The organism is Devosia sp. LC5 (assembly GCF_000735585.1).
In the GTDB taxonomy this organism is placed as follows: Bacteria; Pseudomonadota; Alphaproteobacteria; order Rhizobiales; family Devosiaceae; genus Devosia.
Genome location: NZ_JNNO01000001.1, coordinates 327,523 through 343,372, shown reverse-complemented (window position 1 = coordinate 343,372; position 15,850 = coordinate 327,523). Strand labels below are relative to the sequence as shown.

Here is a 15,850-nt window from a genome sequence, read left to right as displayed (position 1 = left end):
GATAAGTATTTTCGTCGGATGGCGCCGTCCACTGATGTCACTTCTGATGAGACCGGATTCATGCAGTTGTTAGCCCGGCTTGATGTCGTGGCGTGCCACGGACCTGGATTTCGGCCCGCGTGTAGTACTTCTCCGGAATGACACGCTGGGTGGTGTTAGTTGTGGCGGGCCAACGTTTGGCCGAGCAGGCTTTACGTGCTCTAAACTCTGCGCAATAGTGCCCACGGGGGGCGCAGTGATGAAGTATTCAGTTTTGCTGGCGTGTTTGTTTTCGGTCTCGCTATCTGCATGTGCGAGTAGTTCGGTTACGCCGCTGTCGCGCAATACCGCAGTCATTTCCACGTCGGCAGCGCCTTTGTGCAGGACTACTGGCGCTGCCAGTGTGGCCAAACAGGTGGCGGCAGTCGCGACCATCAAGGCGGGCTATGAGAGATTTGTAGTCGGCGGATTTGAGACGGCGAATAATACACAGGTCGTCTCGACAGGACCAGCGTATGCCACCACTACCGGAACGTTCAATCGGTTTGGCAACACGGTTTACGGCAATACAAACACAACCTTTGGGGGGCGATCTACTGTGGTCACCGGAAGTAACGACGCCGAAATGCAAATCCTAATGCTCAATCCGGGTGATGCTGGCTACGAACAAGGCATAGACGCACGTGCAACACTGGGGGCGGATTGGCAAAAGAAGGTTGATGGCGGGATCAACAACTGCTTCTGAGCAGTCGTGAGATTGCTCCATTACGCCGATGTCACCCCGGCGAAGGCCGAGGTCTATCCTGAGATCATTCCGTGTGTGGGCGTGTCGCCATCTGGATGAATTCCGGCCGTCGCCGGAATGACATTGTGGGTTGACGGCCGATTGACATGAAGAACCACGATTTGCAGGTTGTCGCTCGCGCTAGAACTGCCTGTTGAGGAACCTATTTTGCTGATTTGCTAGGGTAATTGGCGCAACGTCCCAACCAAAATGAGCAAAGAAGTCACACGTCGCCGAGAGAGATATTTTGTGGTCTGCGCTGGCCAAGTCTTCGGGCATCAGCGTCCGTTCGATTGAGATCTTCTCCGCCCCCAATATTTTCTCCTCGGAGAACGGCATGCGATCTGGATCGTTGATCCAAAGGTGTCGGTGGAAGCTGTTTTCGAGAGAGAACGACAAAATCCCGCCAGATGGATAAGCACCATTCCGGTAGAGCCGAAACATTAGCTCAAATATCTCAGTGACCGTGTAGATCGCGCTACCAACGCTGAGTACTCGCTCTGCGGGGCGGGGGCGTCCATTATACCTATCCGCGTCGAGGTCTTCCCACAGCGCTCGATAGTGCAAAAACTGCGAAGATCGGTACATTCTCCAAAACTCGGAGTGTACCTCCCAATCGATCCAGTTCTCGATGTATTCACCTGCACGGGCATGGCCGTGTGTGTCGTCCTGGCGACGGCTGATGTGAGGAAAGTCCCATCCTCGAAGTTCGACCCTGCTCTTCTCAATAAGAGCTTCACATTCGACAAACGCTAGCTTCTCGGCTGGCATCGCTAGGGGTCGGAGGTTTATGCGCCAATAGCCGTTGGCCACGATCTTATCGTGCAATCCATTCATCATCTAAAGCCCCCCTAACTCTGCGTCGAGGGCGTCGGCTATGGCATCGCTAGCGATGAGCCCAATCTGAACGAGCTTTGCTCGTCTTCGAACTATCGCTCGCTCGAGTATGTCTCGCATGTCATGTGAAGTTGCCACCCGCGCACTTTGCGGACGCTTGTCAGAACTTCGATAGTAGATGATGCCTTGATGAACGTCTTGGCCGTCTCGCGCGCAGATCACTGGCACTTCGGAAAACGGCATTATCTCAATCACTACATACATGCGGTCCCCGCCATCGTGGGGGAAGGATACTCTGAAGTCTACAAACGGATCAGCGAACGGGGCTACCTGGTCTTTCATCGTATCGATGTTGTATGTCGCGATTTGGTCTGCCGTTAGACCCTGCCGGTCAAAAGTGCCGTCAGCCACGCCTATTACAATGGTGCCGCCGTCCTGAACGTTGGCCATAGCTAAGATGTCTTTGGTAAGGCCGTTTTTGTCCCAATTCATAGCTGCCTTGAACTCAAGGCTCGGCGTTTCCGCCGAGCCTTCCAACAAAGCTTCTAGTTCATTAACGGTCATCTAAACCTCAACTACACCCGGTCGTTGTCCCGCAATCCTCACACACCATGCAATGCCCGCTGACTTTCATCCGCATGGAATTGCAATTGCTGCACTGGTCGCCCGTATAGCCCTTCATCTGGGCTTCGGCGCGGAGCTGGTTTTTGTCCGTTGAGGGCGGCGGGGAGGGGATGGGGGCGATCTCGGCGGCGTTGAGGGCCGTCGGGGTCGGGTCGATCTTGAGGGCGGTGGCCGAGCGCAGGGCGGTCACGGTCGAGGTTTGCATGGCCTGGACCGGATTGAACTGGTGATCGCCAGAAACGATCATCAGGCTCTTATTGGCCACCTTGCCGCGGGTCATGCCGCGGGAGACAAAGCGCTCAGCGGGCACCGGGGCCGACGCGCCGGCCTGGGGCCGCACGCCTTGCTCTTCGGCAACGCCCTTGCTGAGCGAAGTCGGGCTATCCGGATTGACATGGGCGAGGTCGTTCCGGTCGAGATAGGAGACGGCCAGCTCGCGGAACACATAGTCGAGGATCGACGTAGCATTCTTGATCCGGTCATTGCCCATGACCATGCCGGCAGGCTCGAAACGGGTGAAGGTGAAGGCCTCCACATATTCGTCCAGCGGCACGCCATATTGCAGGCCAATCGAGATGGAGATGGCGAAATTGTTCATCATGGCGCGGAAGGCGGCGCCTTCCTTGTGCATGTCGATGAAGATTTCGCCCAGGCGCCCATCTTCGTATTCGCCAGTATGAACATAGACCTTGTGGCCGCCCACAACCGCCTTCTGGGTATAGCCCTTGCGGCGGTGTGGCATTTTCTCGCGGTCGCGGACCTGCTCGATAATGCGCTCGACGATGCGTTCGGCAACCACCGGCGCGCGTGCGGCCGCATTCATCGACACCAGTTCTTCGGCGTCGTCTTCTTCGTCATCGGCTGCGGCGAGCACGGAGGAATTGAGCGGCTGGCTCAGCTTGGAGCCGTCGCGATAGAGCGCATTGGCCTTGAGCGCCAGGCGCCAGGACAGCATGTAGCTTTCCTTGGCGTCTTCGACGGTGGCGTCGTTGGGCATGTTGATGGTCTTGGAGATGGCGCCCGAGATGAAGGGCTGGGCGGCAGCCATCATCAGGATGTGGCTATCGACCGAGAGGTACCGCTTGCCGATCTTGCCGCAGGGGGTGGCGCAATCGAATACCGGCAGGTGCTCGTCCTTGAGGAAGGGCGCGCCTTCCAGCGTCATGGCGCCGCAGACATGGATATTGGCGGCCTCGATGTCCTTTTTCGAGAAGCCCAGGAACGGCAGCAGCTCGAAGCTGAAATCGTTCATCTGCTCATTGGTGACGCCCAGCGACTTGAGGAAATCGGCACCCAGGGTCCACTGGTTGAAGATGAACTTGATGTCGAAGGCCGAGGCGGTTGCAGCGTTGAGCGCGGCAATCTTGTCGTCGGTAAAGCCCTTGGCGCGCAGCGTCGTGGGATTGACGCCGGGGGCCTGGTTCAGATTGCCATGGCCGACCGCATAGGCCTCCATTTCGGCAATCTGGGCTTCCGAATAGCCGAGGGTGCGCAGGGCCGGCGGCACGGCGCGGTTGATGATCTTGAAGTAGCCGCCGCCGGCGAGTTTTTTGAATTTGACGAGGGCAAAATCAGGTTCAATGCCCGTCGTGTCGCAATCCATGACCAGGCCAATCGTGCCGGTCGGGGCGATCACCGAGACCTGCGCATTGCGATAGCCGTGCTGTTCGCCGAGCGCCAGGGCATTGTCCCAGGCAATCTTGGCGCGGGTGCTGAGGTTGGCGTCGGTCAGCGAACCGTGATCGAGCGGGACGGGGTTGATCGAGAGCTCTTCATAGCCACTCGCATTGCCATAGGCGGCATTGCGGTGGTTGCGGATGACGCGCAGCATATGCTTGGCGTTGCGCTTGTAATCCTTGAAGGGGCCGAGTTCCTTGGCCATTTCGGCCGAGGTGGCGTAGCTGACGCCGGTCATGATGGCGGTGACGGCACCGGCAATGGCGCGGCCTTCTTCGGAATCGTAGGGAATGCCGGAGGTCATCAGCAGACCACCGATATTGGCGTAGCCGATACCCAGCGTGCGGTATTCGTAGGAACGCTCGGCAATGGCGCGGCTCGGGAACTGGGCCATCATCACCGAGACTTCGAGGACAATGGTCCACAGGCGCACGGTGTGCTCATAGGCGGCGGTGTTGAAGGTGCCGTCCTGGTTGCGATAGGGCAGCAGGTTCACCGAGGCCAGGTTACAGGCCGTGTCGTCGAGGAACATATATTCCGAGCAGGGGTTCGATGCATTGATCGGACCGGCTGCGGGGGAGGTGTGCCACTCGTTGATCGTGGTGTGATACTGAATGCCGGGATCGGCCGAGGCCCAGGCGGCGTAGCCAACCTGTTCCCACAGATCACGCGCCTTGAGGGTCTTGACCACCTTGCCGGACTGGCGGGCAGTCAGGTTCCAATCGCTGTCATTCTCGACCGCCTTGAGGAAATCGTCGGTGACGCGGACGGAATTGTTCGAATTCTGGCCGGACACAGTCAGATAGGCTTCGCTATCCCAATCGGTGTCATAGATGGGGAATTCGAGATCGGTATAGCCCTGCTTGGCGAACTGGATGACGCGGTAGATGTAGTTCTCCGGCACCAGCGCCTTCTTGGCGGCGCGCACTTCGCGCTTGAGGGCAGGGTTCTTGGCGACGTCAAAGCAATCGTCGCCCGCGCCTTCGCAATTGACGGCGGCCTTCATGATCGCCTTGAGGTGCTTGGAGACGACCTTGGAGCCGGTGACGAGAGCGGCGACCTTCTGCTCTTCCTTGACCTTCCAGTTGATATATTCCTCGATATCGGGGTGATCGATATCGATCACGACCATCTTGGCGGCGCGACGGGTGGTGCCGCCCGACTTGATGGCGCCGGCAGCGCGGTCGCCGATCTTGAGGAAGCTCATCAGACCAGAGGATTTGCCGCCGCCCGAGAGCTTTTCGCCCGAGCCACGCAGGGCCGAGAAATTGGTGCCGGTGCCCGAACCGTATTTGAACAGGCGCGCCTCGCGGACCCAGAGATCCATGATGCCGTTTTCATTGACCAGGTCGTCATTGACCGACTGGATGAAGCAGGCATGGGGCTGCGGATGCTCGTAAGAGCTCTTGGATTGCACCAGCTTGTGGGTGAAGGGGTCGACATAGAAGTGGCCCTGGCCGGGGCCATCGATACCATAGGCCCAGTGCAGGCCGGTATTGAACCATTGCGGGGAATTGGGCGCAACGCGCTGGCTGGCCAGCATGTAGCAGAGCTCGTCGAAGAACGTGCGGGCGTCTTCTTCGGAGTCGAAATAGCCGCCCTTCCAGCCCCAATAGGTCCAGGTGCCGGCGAGGCGATCAAAGACCTGGCGGGAATCCATTTCCGAGCCATAACGCTCGGCTTCGGGCAGCTTGGCGAGCGCAGCTTCGTCGGGGACGGAGCGCCACAGCCAGGAGGGAACGGAATTCTCCTCGACCTTCTTGAGAACCTTGGCGACACCAGCCTTGCGGAAATATTTCTGGGCGATGATGTCGGCCGCGACCTGGCTCCAGGTGGAGGGGATCGCGATGTCTTCGAGCTTGAACACGACCGAGCCATCGGGATTGCGAATCTCGCTCGTCGCCGAGCGGAATTCGAGCGACCCGTAACGGTCCTGATCAGCTGTCGTAAAGCGGCGTTCAATGCGCATTGTCGTCGTAATCCCCAATGTAGCAGGCACATAGATGCCCGCGAGCCGAACCCCGGCTTCTCATTCAAATCTGTTTTGACGCTACCAACCCGGCGCCCGGTGCCCGGACTGCCGAAACTTGCCCCGTGCCTGGATTTGGTGAACGGTCTTGGTGCCGCCACTCGCCTCCGGGACTTATCCGCAACTGAACGCTGCGGCCCGTCGAAAACACTCTGCCGATTCAAACCCAGCGTCAACGGCAGAAAAACTAATTGTAGTGGTGGGGCGCTGGGCGGGAACTAGCGCTAGTGGGTGTAATATGTGGATTGCGGGGAAAATCTGCAAGGCATTTTGGACCATTGAGGGGTGCCGGAGTGACTATTTTTACCCCCTTGGGAACCCTCTGGCGAAAGACCAGAACAGTCCGCTAAAGCAGCGTAAAATCTGGCACTTCAGATGCCGCAATGGCGCCGCAATCAGCGCAATTAACCATGGCTAGCGATGATACGAATCACGTCACAATTTGAGTCAAGTTCATTATTCGGGGGCGTCTCGGCGTTGTGGATGGGCACAAGCTGTTGATGGTGCCGCAAGGGCTAGGCGCAACTCGAGGTGCGTGGTACACCCGCACCAGATTGCAACGCCGTTCGCGGCATGAACTTGGTTAGCGGCATGAAGGACTTCCTGCTCGAAATCTTCCGGTGGTGGCATGGCCAGACCTGGGGAACGCGCCTGTGGATCTGGCGCTTCGGCGACCTCGTCGGCACGGACGAATTCGGCAACAAGTACTATCAGGACAAGAAGGCCAACCGGCGTTACGTGACCTATGCCGGTCCGGCCGATGCCTCTTCGATTCCGCCCGGCTGGCATGGCTGGATGCATTTCCGCACCGATGTGGTGCCGACGCAGGCCAATTATGTGGCCCGTGCGTGGGAAAAGCCGCATGAGCCGAACCTGACCGGCACGGCTGCGGCTTATCGGCCCGATGGCAGCATGCTGAACAAGGGCGAACGCCCGCGCGTAACCGGCGACTACGACGCTTGGTCGCCCGAGTGAGAAAGCCGGCGATTTGCGCCTGACCGCCTTGGTTTTGCTGAAATCTGTCAAAGCGCTGGTGCCCGTTGCGGCATTGGCGCTTTTGGCTTTTGCCGGCCCGGCCACGGCACAGCCGATTGCCAATCCGGTGGCCACTTTTGCCGGGCTGGACAAGATTACCGGCCGCATCACCCAATTCGACGTCTATATCGGGGAAACCGTGCTGTTCGGCGCCCTCGAGATCACGCCACGCGCTTGCTACAACCGGGCGGCGACCGAAACGCAACGGACTTCGGCTTTTCTTGAAGTCGATCAGCGAAGCCTGACGGGTACTTCCAAGCGAATCTTCACAGGATGGATGTTCGCCGATAGCCCCGCACTCAATGCGGTGGACCATGCGGTTTATGATGTGTGGCTGATCGAGTGCAAGATCGGCTCGGATGTGCCAGCGCCAGACGCGCGCGGCTGAGTCGGATTTTCTACCAAGCATCGTCGAAAACTGCGTGCCTCGCTCGTCGCGATAGCGACGGGCGGCACCGGTGCCGTCCGCATGGGAGGAGGGCGCAATGCTGCTTGAGGGAAAAACGGCGGTTATCTATGGCGGGAGTGGCGCGGTAGGTGGCGCAGTCGCCAGGGCATTTGCTCGGGAGGGCGCGCGGGTTTTTCTGGCGGCGCGGGATGCCTCGCGGCTGGAAGAGGTTGCGGCTGACATAAGGGCTCGGGGCGGGCTCGCTGAGACGGCGTCAGTGGACGCGACGGATCGGGCCGCTGTGCAGAGCCATCTGGCTGAGGTTGCGCGGGCCACGGGGCCGGTTCGGGTCATGTTCAATGCGATAGATTGGGGTGATACCCAGGGCGCGGTACTCACCGACATGGGGGTCGAGCGGCTGCTGCGGCCGGTCGATACCGCTTTGACGACCTGGTTCCACACCGGGACGCTCTATGCCCGGCACATGGCCGAAAATGGCGGGGGTGCGATTGTCGGGTTCACGGCGAATGCCGCCCGCGAAGCCTATAGCCATGTCGGCGGCTTTGGTATTGCCTGCGCAGCGGTCGAGCATTTCCTGCGGCAATTGGCGGTCGAGAACGGCCCCTATGGGGTGCGGGCCTGCTGGGTGCGGTCGCCGGGCTCACCGGACGCGCCGGGCGTGCGCGCGGCCTGGCAATTGCGGGCTGACGAACAGGGCGTCAGCTTCGAAGAGATTGCCCGCGAATTCGGCAAGCACACGCCGCTGCGCAAGGTAACGGCTTTGGCGCAGGTCGCCGACGCTGCCGTGCTGCTGGCCAGCGATCTGGCCGCTGGAATGACCGCCACCCTGGCCAATGCCACTGGCGGCGCGCAGGTCGATTAATTCTTACCGCAATAGGAGGACCAATCCATGCTCACGCTACCAGAAATCATCGACCGTCCGGCCCAGCCCTATGCCTTCATCCGATTCACCGTACGGATGGATCAGATGAAACAGCCGGCCGACGAAGGATTTTCCGCGCTTTTTGCCTGGCTGGGCCAGCGCGGGATCCAGCCGATTGCCGCGCCATTTTACAATTATCGCCGGATCAATATGAGCGAGACGCTTGATGTCGAAGCCGGTGTGCCCATCGCTGAGTTGGTCGATGGGGAAGGGCAGATCGAGACGGGTACCTTGCCGGCGGGCAAGTTTGTGACGCTCGATTGGGTCGGCCATTATGACGGGCTGATGGGCGCGACGGCCATGCTGATCGGCTGGGTGCGGCTCACCCAGGTCGAACTGGACATGACCACCAAGGGCCAGGACGACTTTTTCGCCTGCCGGCTGGAGATTTATGAAACCGATCCGAGTGAGGAGCCGGATGCGGAGAAGTGGCGGACGCAGTTGGCGTTTAAGGTTAAGGGTTAAGAGAGGGACTCCGACGCCGCCGATCAGAACAACTCGTCCAGCATCCGGAAATAGGCCATGCGCTCGCGGTCGGGCCTGGCGATGCCATAGGCGGTGAGGAAGGCGTCGGCCCAGCTGGCATCGAGATTGTCGGCCAGGCTGCGGTGGGCCAGGTCCTGGTAACGGTCGGCGATGCCCAGGCGGCCGCAATCGATAAAGCCGGTGAATTGGCTATTCCGCGCGAGCAGATTGGGCAGGCAGGCATCGCCGTGGCAGACCACCAGGTCTTCGTTGTCGGGCGCGGCTTGGCGCGCGGCACCGAAAACCTGGGCAGCGGTCCAGCCGGTACGATCATCGTCGAAGTCGTCTTCATCGATGAGACCGGCGGCGACGCGGATGGCAGCGCGCGACAATTGGGTCTCGATACGCTGGTCGAACGGGCAATCGGCAATATCGAGGGCGTGCAGCGGCTGCAAGGCCTCGACATAGAGGTGGACGAGGCGGTCTGGGGACAGGTTGCCCGAGGCAAGATCATGGCCTGGCACGGCTGACATCAACAACCAATGGGCGTCAGCATGATCGGCAACGTCGATGATACGGGGGCAGGGAATGCCGTGCTGCGCCATCCAGTCGAGGCGGGCGATCTCGCCCGGCAGCTCAGCCAAAGGCGCGTGTTGCTCGCTCTTGACGAATAAGGGACCGGCGCGGGCTGGCGTCAGGCGATAAACCGAGGCGTTCGATTCACCGATCGTCTGGCGTTCCCAAACTGCGTCGGCGTATTTGGTGCGCCAGGAAGGCGGAAGGTCTGGCGGCATCATTGGTCGCGGTGTTCCCATGCGGACCAGTCACCCTCGAGCTGCAGGGCCCCGGCCAATTGCTCCTCATATTCGGCGCGGGGAATTTCGACGCCCCCCAGCGAGGCGAGATGGTCGGTGACGAATTGGGTGTCGAGCAGCACGAAACCGCCAGCGTTCAGGCGCTCCACCAGATGAGCCATCGCCATCTTGCTGGCATTGGTGGCGCGATGGAACATGGACTCACCGAAGAAGGCGCCGCCGATGGCCAGTCCATAGAGGCCACCGACCAGATTAGGGCCATCCCAGACTTCCACCGTATGGGCAATGCCGCGGCGGAACAGCTCGCCATAGACGCCGCGGATCGTCGCATTGATCCAGGTGGAATTGCGGTCCTTGCCCACGGTGGCGCAGCCTTCGATCACGGCGGGGAAATCGGTATCGACACGGATGACGAAAGAACTTTTGCGGATCGCCTTGCGCAGGCTGGTACTGAGTTGAAAGCCATCAAGCGGAATGACACCGCGATGTTCCGGGCTAACCCAGAACAGGTCCTCGTCCTCGGCATCCTCGGCCATGGGGAAGATACCGGCGCGGTAGGCGCGCACGATCAATTCCGGAGTGATCTCGACATCGAAAGGATTGGCTTTGGGACGCATGACTGGAGCCCTAGTCGATGATGGACACAACGGCTAACGTTGCGTCAGAATATCAGCGGCAGCAGGGGCGGTCATGTGGAAGATTTCGGGATACGCCATTGTGGGGCTGATCGCCCTGCTTGCCATTTACGTCGTTATCGGTGGCCTCGTTTTCAATCAGATGCTCAACCGCATTCTTGTAGTCGGCAGCGGCACCGATCTTGCCGCAGCTGGGCAACCGGCATCATCGCCCTATGATCTGGCCTATCGCGGCGACCCCAAAGTGGCATTCGGCTTCGATTTTCAGTCGGTTTCCATTGCAACCGATGGCGGAGGTGCGCCGGCCTGGGTCGTGCCGCCACCCGGGCCGCCGCAAGATGTATGGGCGATTTTCGTACATGGCATCGCCGGAGCCCGCGAGGGCGGCTATCGCTATCTGCCCGCGCTGCGGGCGGCGGGCTTTACCACGCTGCTGATAACCTATCGCAATGACAAGGAAGCGCCCAAATCGGCGGACGGCATTTACAGCTTCGGGTTGACCGAATGGCCGGATCTGGATGCCGCGGTTGCCTATGCACTGGAACACGGCGCCGCTGAGGTCATCATCGCGGCCGATTCCATGGGGGGTGGCGTGCTCGGGCAGTTCCTCAAGCATTCGCAACATACCAATCGGGTGCAAGCATTACTTATGGATGCGCCAGCCCTCGATTTTCCGGCTGTGGCGCGCGCCATCGCCGCGTCGTTCCGGTTGCCGCTGGCGTCGGTGCTCGCTGGCACGGCCGAGCGAATGTTTTCGCTCCAGCACGGATTGAACCTGGCCGAGGCCGTGAGCGTGCCTGAGGTGGCGGCATTTTCCGGACCAATCATGCTGGTGCATGGCGAGGGGGATCGCATCGTTCCGATCGGCATCAGCAAACATCTGCTGGCTACGCGGTTTGGCGACACAGTGTTCCTGCGCACACATGCCGACCACCTGTTGTCACGCGCCGAGGACCCCGAGCGCTATGATCGTCTATTGAGAGCTTTCCTCGACGCCCTTCAGCGGACAGAGAAAAGGGGCGCCGCGGCGCCCCTTTGATGGTTTTTAGACCTTGTTCTCGGCCAGGTATTTTTCAAGCCAGTGGATGTCGTAATTACCCGCGACGATATCGGGCTCTTTGATCAGCCGCTGGAACAGGGGCAGGGTGGTCTTGACCCCATCGACCACGAATTCGTCCACGGCGCGGCGCAGGCGCTGCAGGCATTCTTCGCGGGTGCGGCCATAGACGATCAGCTTGCCGATCAGCGAATCATAATAGGGCGGGATCTTGTAGCCCTGATAGACAGCCGAATCGACGCGTACACCTACGCCACCGGCGGGGTGGTAGAAGGTGATCGTGCCGGGCGAGGGCGCAAAAGTCTGCGGGTCTTCCGCATTGATGCGCACTTCGATGGCGTGGCCATAGAATTGCACCTTGTCCTGCGTCATCGAGAGCTTTTCGCCCGAGGCGACACGGATCTGCTCATAGACGATGTCGATGCCGGTAATGCGCTCGGTGACCGGGTGCTCCACCTGCAGGCGGGTGTTCATTTCGATGAAATAGAACTCGCCATTCTCGTAGAGGAATTCGATGGTGCCGGCGCCCGAATAGGAGAGCTTGCGCATCGCGGCGGCGCAGATTTCGCCGATCTTGTCGCGTTCTTCCGGCTTGATCGTCGGACCACCGGCTTCTTCCCAGACCTTCTGGTGGCGCCGCTGCAGCGAACAGTCACGCACACCCAGATGCACGGCATTGCCCTGGCCATCGCCCAGCACCTGCACCTCGATATGGCGCGGCTTGCCGAGATATTTTTCCATATAGACGGAATCGTTGCCGAAAGCCGCCTTGGCCTCGGTGCGTGCGGTCGACCAGGCTTCGAGAACGTCTTTCTCGGTCTTGGCGACCTTCATGCCGCGACCACCGCCACCGGCAGTTGCCTTGATCAGTACCGGATAGCCGATTTCCCTGGCGGTCTTGAGCGCTTCCTCGTCAGTCTCCACCGCACCGGCAGAGCCAGGAACGACGGGGATGCCAAGCTCGACAGCGGTCTTTTTGGCCGTGATCTTGTCGCCCATGATCTCGATGTGATGGGCTGACGGGCCGATAAAGGTGACGTTGTGCTCGGTCAGGATTTTGGCGAAGCGGGCATTCTCGGAGAGAAAACCATAGCCGGGATGCACGGCGTCGGCGCCGGTGATCTCGCAGGCGGCCATGATGGCCGGGATATTGAGATAGCTATCCTTGGCGGATGGCGGGCCGATACAGACGCTTTCGTCGGCCAGGCGCACATGCATGGCATTGGCGTCAGCGGTGGAGTGTACCGCCACGGTCTGGATGCCGAGCTCCTTGCAGGCGCGCAGGATGCGCAGAGCAATCTCGCCGCGATTGGCGATGAGGACCTTCTGGAACATGGAAGTTCCCCCTTACTCGATGACGACGAGCGGCTCGCCATATTCGACGGGCTGGGCATCATCGACCAGCATCCGGGTGATGGTGCCCGACCGGTGCGCCGGAATCTGGTTCATGGTCTTCATCGCCTCGATGATGAGAACGGTCTGACCTTCGGAAACCTTGGTGCCGACATCGGCAAAGGGCGGCTTGCCGGGCTCGGGCGAGCGATAGGCGGTGCCGACCATGGGCGAGGTCAGGGTGCCGGGATTGGACGCCAGGTCCTCAACGGCGGGCACGGCAGCGGGAACCGAACCGGCCGGGGCGATCGATGCCGGGGCGGCCTGCTGGGGCATGTACTGCATCGGCGGAGCCGCATAGGTCACGCCTTCATTGGCGTAAGAGCGGGTGACGCGGACCCGGAAGTCCTCCTGCTCGATCTCGATCTCTGCGAGGTTTTCTTTATTGAGCAGTTCGGCAATAGACCGGATCAGATCCTGATCTACCTGCGATGACTTTGTCATTCTTCTATCTCTCCCGCGTTTCCCGCGTCGAAGCGTTATTTGAGTTTTTCGGCCAAAGCGTGGAGCGCCAGTCTATACCCCGCCGCCCCAAAGCCGCAAATGACGCCATAGGCGACGGCCGAGACATAGGAGTGGTGCCGGAACGGCTCACGCTGATGGATGTTTGACAGATGCACCTCGGCGACCGGCAGGCCGACCGCCTTGAGCGCATCATGAATGGCGACAGAGGTATGCGAATAGGCGGCAGGATTGATCAGGATCGCGTCGGCAGTGCCGCGGGCTTCCTGGATCCAGGTAACCAGTTCACCCTCGTGGTTGGACTGGCGGAAATCGACCGCCAGGCCCAGTTCATTCCCCGCAGTCCGGCAAAGAGCATCGATATCGCTGAGCGTGGTGTGCCCATAGATATCGGGCTCGCGCATGCCGAGCAGATTGAGGTTCGGGCCGTTGAGGACGAGAACGCGCTTTGCCATTATTTTTGCCTTGTGCACCGGCCATTCCGGCCGACGCAAGGCCGGTTACACGAAATGCACTGAAAAGGCAAAAGGCGCGCGATATCCAGCGTGATCACCCTTGGCACTGTGCCTCGCCACATTCGCGCATATTGGCGATCCGCGCGCGCAATTCATCGAGCCCGATGGCGCCCGGAATGATCTCGTTGCCGATGATGTAGGTGGGGGTGCCGGTGATGTTGAGGGCCTTGGCGATCTCGTAAGAGGTTTGAATCGCCTGGGAAACGCGGGGCTCGCCCATCTGCATTTCGAGGGTGACCGGGCTGAGGCCCAATTCGCTTGCCGCCGTGAGGGCCGCGCCCTTGTCCACCTGGCCACGTGCGGAGAACAGGGCTTCGTGGAAGGTCCAGTAATCGACATCGGCCTTGCCGACCAGCACGGCCACGCGGGCAGCATCAATCGATTCGTTGGAGAGGATGGGGAATTCCTTGAGCACGACGCGCAGGTTCGGATCTTCGGCCAAAAGGGTCGCCAGATCGGGCAGGGCGCTGCGGCAATAACCGCAATTATAGTCGAAGAACTCGACCAGGGTGACGTCGCCTTCGGGGTTGCCGAGCACGACCTGGTCGGGATCGTTGTAGATCTTGTCGCGCATGGAGGCGATGGCGGAGGTCGATTGTTCGCGCTGCTCAGCCTGCAGCGTGCTGTCGAGGGCGACCGACATGCGCTGCAGGATTTTGGGATCGCTCAGCAGATATTGCTCGATGAGCGGATTGAGTTGGGCTGGATCAATGGCAGCGACGGTCTGGGGCTTTTCGGCTGCGTCGCGCGCTGCCAGGGCCTCATCGACAATCGCGCGCACAGCGACCGTGTCGGTGGTCTGCGGGGTGGGCTTGTTGAAAACCGAATAGCCGAGCGCCCCAGCCAGAATGCCCGCCAGGGCGACGAGAGCGAGGGTGACGCGCGACATAGGGCAGGCTCCGGCTAGTTGGTTTCCTGCCTTCTAGCAGAGGTTTGTCCATAATAGCAGCCAGGGATGAACAGGCGGTGTGCCTCATCATCAATTGTTGTTGAGACGCAACGCTGTTCGGGCTAGGCCGGATGAAACACTGGAGCCTTCCATGACCGACGCGCCCACTGACGGCCTGATGCCTTTCCACGCCATGGAAATCCTCAAGCGCGCCAAGGCTATCGAGGCGTCCGGGCGCACCGTGTGCCACCTCGAAGTGGGCGAGCCCGGTGCGCCGCCGGCGCCCAAGGTGATCGAGGCGGTGCGCCGCGTGCTGCCAGATGCGCATGGCTATACCAATGCCAAGGGTCTGGGCGAGCTGCGCGAGGGGCTGACGGCCTACTATTCGGCGCAGCATGGCGTTTCGGTCGATCCCGATTCGATTGTCTGCACCATGGGGTCGTCGGCCGGGTTCATCCTGGCGTTTCACACCGCGTTCCGGCCGGGCGCCCGCATCGCCATCACGCGGCCTGGCTATCCGGCCTATGTGAATACGCTGCTGGGGCTGGGCTTTGGCATTGCGGAAATTCCGCTGCATACGGGCAATGGCTGGCGCCTGACCGGCGCAGATATCGCGGCGGCGCATGCGCGTGAGCCGTTCGAGGGGCTGCTCTTTGCCAGCCCCGCCAACCCCACGGGCGCCGCTGTTGATCGGGCGGGGCTAGCCGATATCGTGGCAACCTGCAAACGGCTGGGTGTGCGGCTGATTTCGGATGAAATCTACCACGGGCTGGACTATCGGGGGCCCTCCATCAGTGCGCTCGAGTTGACGGATGACGCCATCATCATCAACAGCTTTTCGAAATATTACTGCATGACCGGCTGGCGCATCGGCTGGATGGTGCTGCCCGATGAGTTGATCCGCCGGGCAGAAATCCTGCAGCAGAACCTCTTTATCTCGGCGCCCACGCTGAGCCAGATCGCGGCCACGGCAGCGTTAGGCGAGCGGGAATATTCCGAACAGCAAAAGGCGGGCTATGCCGTCAACCGGGCGCTGCTGGATGAGGGCCTGCACAGCCTGGGCTTCGAGATTGGCAGCCCGTCGGACGGGGCCTTTTACGCCTATGCAGGAATTGGCCGGTTTTCCAACGATTCCATGGCGTTTTGTGAGGCGATGCTGGAAGAGGCTGGAGTCGCGATCACGCCGGGTATCGACTTCGACCGAACCGATGGCGCCCATTTCGTGCGGCTGTCCTATGCGGGCAGGCGTGAGGCGATTGAGCTGGCGCTTGACCGCATGGCGAAGGTTTTGCGCTAGTTCGACAAGGGGCCAAAGGACGAAAGG

At 60.5% G+C, this 15,850-nt stretch carries 16 protein-coding genes; 7 read left to right on the top strand and 9 right to left on the bottom strand.

Going from position 1 to position 15,850, the window contains the following annotated elements:
* The first annotated feature begins 238 nt into the window (after nucleotides 1–238).
* Nucleotides 239–724: a hypothetical protein gene (locus tag FF80_RS01615; protein WP_035096981.1), complete on the top strand. Its 486-nt coding sequence runs from the start codon at nucleotides 239–241 to the stop codon at nucleotides 722–724.
* 180 nt (nucleotides 725–904) lie between these two features.
* Here the strand turns inward: FF80_RS01615 and FF80_RS01610 are convergent, their stop codons facing one another.
* From FF80_RS01610 to FF80_RS01600, 3 genes are read right to left on the bottom strand one after another with little or no spacing between them, the layout of a single operon-like run.
* The gene (locus FF80_RS01610) at nucleotides 905–1,603 is read right to left on the bottom strand and encodes a hypothetical protein (protein ID WP_035096979.1); all 699 of its coding nucleotides are present in this window, start codon (nucleotides 1,601–1,603) and stop codon (nucleotides 905–907) included.
* Entirely contained in the window at nucleotides 1,604–2,164 is a 561-nt protein-coding gene (locus FF80_RS01605) for an ATP-binding protein (protein ID WP_052153045.1), read from the bottom strand.
* Nucleotides 2,165–2,171: 7 nt separating this feature from the next.
* A complete protein-coding gene (locus FF80_RS01600; protein ID WP_035096977.1) occupies nucleotides 2,172–5,870 on the bottom strand; it encodes a vitamin B12-dependent ribonucleotide reductase in 3,699 nt (1,232 codons plus the stop codon).
* A 651-nt stretch (nucleotides 5,871–6,521) separates the two neighbouring features.
* Here FF80_RS01600 and FF80_RS01595 point away from each other — a divergent pair.
* The 4 genes from FF80_RS01595 (at nucleotide 6,522) to FF80_RS01580 (ending at nucleotide 8,761) form a co-directional block, all read left to right on the top strand.
* Nucleotides 6,522–6,905, top strand: a complete 384-nt coding sequence (locus FF80_RS01595) for an NADH:ubiquinone oxidoreductase subunit NDUFA12 (protein ID WP_035096975.1) — start codon at nucleotides 6,522–6,524, stop codon at nucleotides 6,903–6,905.
* Between the two features lie 13 nt (nucleotides 6,906–6,918).
* Nucleotides 6,919–7,353, top strand: a complete 435-nt coding sequence (locus FF80_RS01590; RefSeq protein WP_035096973.1) for a DUF2155 domain-containing protein — start codon at nucleotides 6,919–6,921, stop codon at nucleotides 7,351–7,353.
* Between the two features lie 97 nt (nucleotides 7,354–7,450).
* Complete coding sequence (locus tag FF80_RS01585) at nucleotides 7,451–8,236, top strand: SDR family oxidoreductase (RefSeq protein ID WP_035096971.1); 786 nt, start codon at nucleotides 7,451–7,453, stop codon at nucleotides 8,234–8,236.
* A 27-nt stretch (nucleotides 8,237–8,263) separates the two neighbouring features.
* Nucleotides 8,264–8,761 carry a GyrI-like domain-containing protein gene (locus FF80_RS01580; RefSeq protein ID WP_035096969.1) on the top strand — a complete coding sequence of 166 codons (498 nt, stop codon included), beginning with the start codon at nucleotides 8,264–8,266 and terminating at the stop codon, nucleotides 8,759–8,761.
* Nucleotides 8,762–8,784: 23 nt separating this feature from the next.
* On the opposite strand, the gene FF80_RS01575 is transcribed toward FF80_RS01580, so the two are convergent.
* The gene (locus FF80_RS01575) at nucleotides 8,785–9,558 is read right to left on the bottom strand and encodes an APH(3') family aminoglycoside O-phosphotransferase (protein WP_244445673.1); all 774 of its coding nucleotides are present in this window, start codon (nucleotides 9,556–9,558) and stop codon (nucleotides 8,785–8,787) included.
* Nucleotides 9,555–10,193 carry a leucyl/phenylalanyl-tRNA--protein transferase gene (gene aat / locus FF80_RS01570; protein ID WP_035096967.1) on the bottom strand — a complete coding sequence of 213 codons (639 nt, stop codon included), beginning with the start codon at nucleotides 10,191–10,193 and terminating at the stop codon, nucleotides 9,555–9,557. Before aat ends, FF80_RS01575 begins: the two co-directional genes overlap by 4 nt.
* Before the next feature lie 73 nt (nucleotides 10,194–10,266).
* Here aat and FF80_RS01565 point away from each other — a divergent pair, with 73 nt between their 5' ends.
* The gene (locus FF80_RS01565) at nucleotides 10,267–11,250 is read left to right on the top strand and encodes an alpha/beta hydrolase (protein ID WP_052153044.1); all 984 of its coding nucleotides are present in this window, start codon (nucleotides 10,267–10,269) and stop codon (nucleotides 11,248–11,250) included.
* A gap of 6 nt (nucleotides 11,251–11,256) precedes the next feature.
* Here the strand turns inward: FF80_RS01565 and accC are convergent, their stop codons facing one another.
* The 4 genes from accC to FF80_RS01545 all read right to left on the bottom strand — a co-directional run bounded on the left by accC (nucleotide 11,257) and on the right by FF80_RS01545 (nucleotide 14,526).
* Nucleotides 11,257–12,603: an acetyl-CoA carboxylase biotin carboxylase subunit gene (accC, locus tag FF80_RS01560; RefSeq protein ID WP_035096966.1), complete on the bottom strand. Its 1,347-nt coding sequence runs from the start codon at nucleotides 12,601–12,603 to the stop codon at nucleotides 11,257–11,259.
* 12 nt (nucleotides 12,604–12,615) lie between these two features.
* Complete coding sequence (gene accB, locus FF80_RS01555) at nucleotides 12,616–13,104, bottom strand: acetyl-CoA carboxylase biotin carboxyl carrier protein (protein WP_035096965.1); 489 nt, start codon at nucleotides 13,102–13,104, stop codon at nucleotides 12,616–12,618.
* Between the two features lie 35 nt (nucleotides 13,105–13,139).
* Nucleotides 13,140–13,577 carry a type II 3-dehydroquinate dehydratase gene (gene aroQ / locus FF80_RS01550; RefSeq protein WP_035096963.1) on the bottom strand — a complete coding sequence of 146 codons (438 nt, stop codon included), beginning with the start codon at nucleotides 13,575–13,577 and terminating at the stop codon, nucleotides 13,140–13,142.
* Nucleotides 13,578–13,671: 94 nt separating this feature from the next.
* Nucleotides 13,672–14,526, bottom strand: coding sequence for a DsbA family protein (locus tag FF80_RS01545; protein WP_052153043.1), 855 nt, complete (start codon nucleotides 14,524–14,526; stop codon nucleotides 13,672–13,674).
* Between the two features lie 151 nt (nucleotides 14,527–14,677).
* On the opposite strand from FF80_RS01545, the gene FF80_RS01540 reads away from it, so the two are divergent.
* Entirely contained in the window at nucleotides 14,678–15,823 is a 1,146-nt protein-coding gene (locus tag FF80_RS01540; RefSeq protein ID WP_035096962.1) for an aminotransferase class I/II-fold pyridoxal phosphate-dependent enzyme, read from the top strand.
* Nucleotides 15,824–15,850 lie beyond the last annotated feature (27 nt).

What these genes read in the sequence shown, in the direction of transcription:
- accB (WP_035096965.1), bottom strand. Translation starts at nt 13,104, where the DNA reads ATGACAAAGTCATCGCAGGTAGATCAGGATCTGATCCGGTCTATTGCC.
- FF80_RS01545 (WP_052153043.1), bottom strand. Translation starts at nt 14,526, where the DNA reads ATGTCGCGCGTCACCCTCGCTCTCGTCGCCCTGGCGGGCATTCTGGCT.
- aroQ (WP_035096963.1), bottom strand. Translation starts at nt 13,577, where the DNA reads ATGGCAAAGCGCGTTCTCGTCCTCAACGGCCCGAACCTCAATCTGCTC.
- FF80_RS01615 (WP_035096981.1), top strand. Translation starts at nt 239, where the DNA reads ATGAAGTATTCAGTTTTGCTGGCGTGTTTGTTTTCGGTCTCGCTATCT.
- FF80_RS01575 (WP_244445673.1), bottom strand. Translation starts at nt 9,558, where the DNA reads ATGATGCCGCCAGACCTTCCGCCTTCCTGGCGCACCAAATACGCCGAC.
- FF80_RS01595 (WP_035096975.1), top strand. Translation starts at nt 6,522, where the DNA reads ATGAAGGACTTCCTGCTCGAAATCTTCCGGTGGTGGCATGGCCAGACC.
- FF80_RS01580 (WP_035096969.1), top strand. Translation starts at nt 8,264, where the DNA reads ATGCTCACGCTACCAGAAATCATCGACCGTCCGGCCCAGCCCTATGCC.
- FF80_RS01585 (WP_035096971.1), top strand. Translation starts at nt 7,451, where the DNA reads ATGCTGCTTGAGGGAAAAACGGCGGTTATCTATGGCGGGAGTGGCGCG.
- accC (WP_035096966.1), bottom strand. Translation starts at nt 12,603, where the DNA reads ATGTTCCAGAAGGTCCTCATCGCCAATCGCGGCGAGATTGCTCTGCGC.
- FF80_RS01540 (WP_035096962.1), top strand. Translation starts at nt 14,678, where the DNA reads ATGACCGACGCGCCCACTGACGGCCTGATGCCTTTCCACGCCATGGAA.
- FF80_RS01610 (WP_035096979.1), bottom strand. Translation starts at nt 1,603, where the DNA reads ATGATGAATGGATTGCACGATAAGATCGTGGCCAACGGCTATTGGCGC.
- FF80_RS01605 (WP_052153045.1), bottom strand. Translation starts at nt 2,164, where the DNA reads ATGACCGTTAATGAACTAGAAGCTTTGTTGGAAGGCTCGGCGGAAACG.
- aat (WP_035096967.1), bottom strand. Translation starts at nt 10,193, where the DNA reads ATGCGTCCCAAAGCCAATCCTTTCGATGTCGAGATCACTCCGGAATTG.
- FF80_RS01600 (WP_035096977.1), bottom strand. Translation starts at nt 5,870, where the DNA reads ATGCGCATTGAACGCCGCTTTACGACAGCTGATCAGGACCGTTACGGG.
- FF80_RS01565 (WP_052153044.1), top strand. Translation starts at nt 10,267, where the DNA reads ATGTGGAAGATTTCGGGATACGCCATTGTGGGGCTGATCGCCCTGCTT.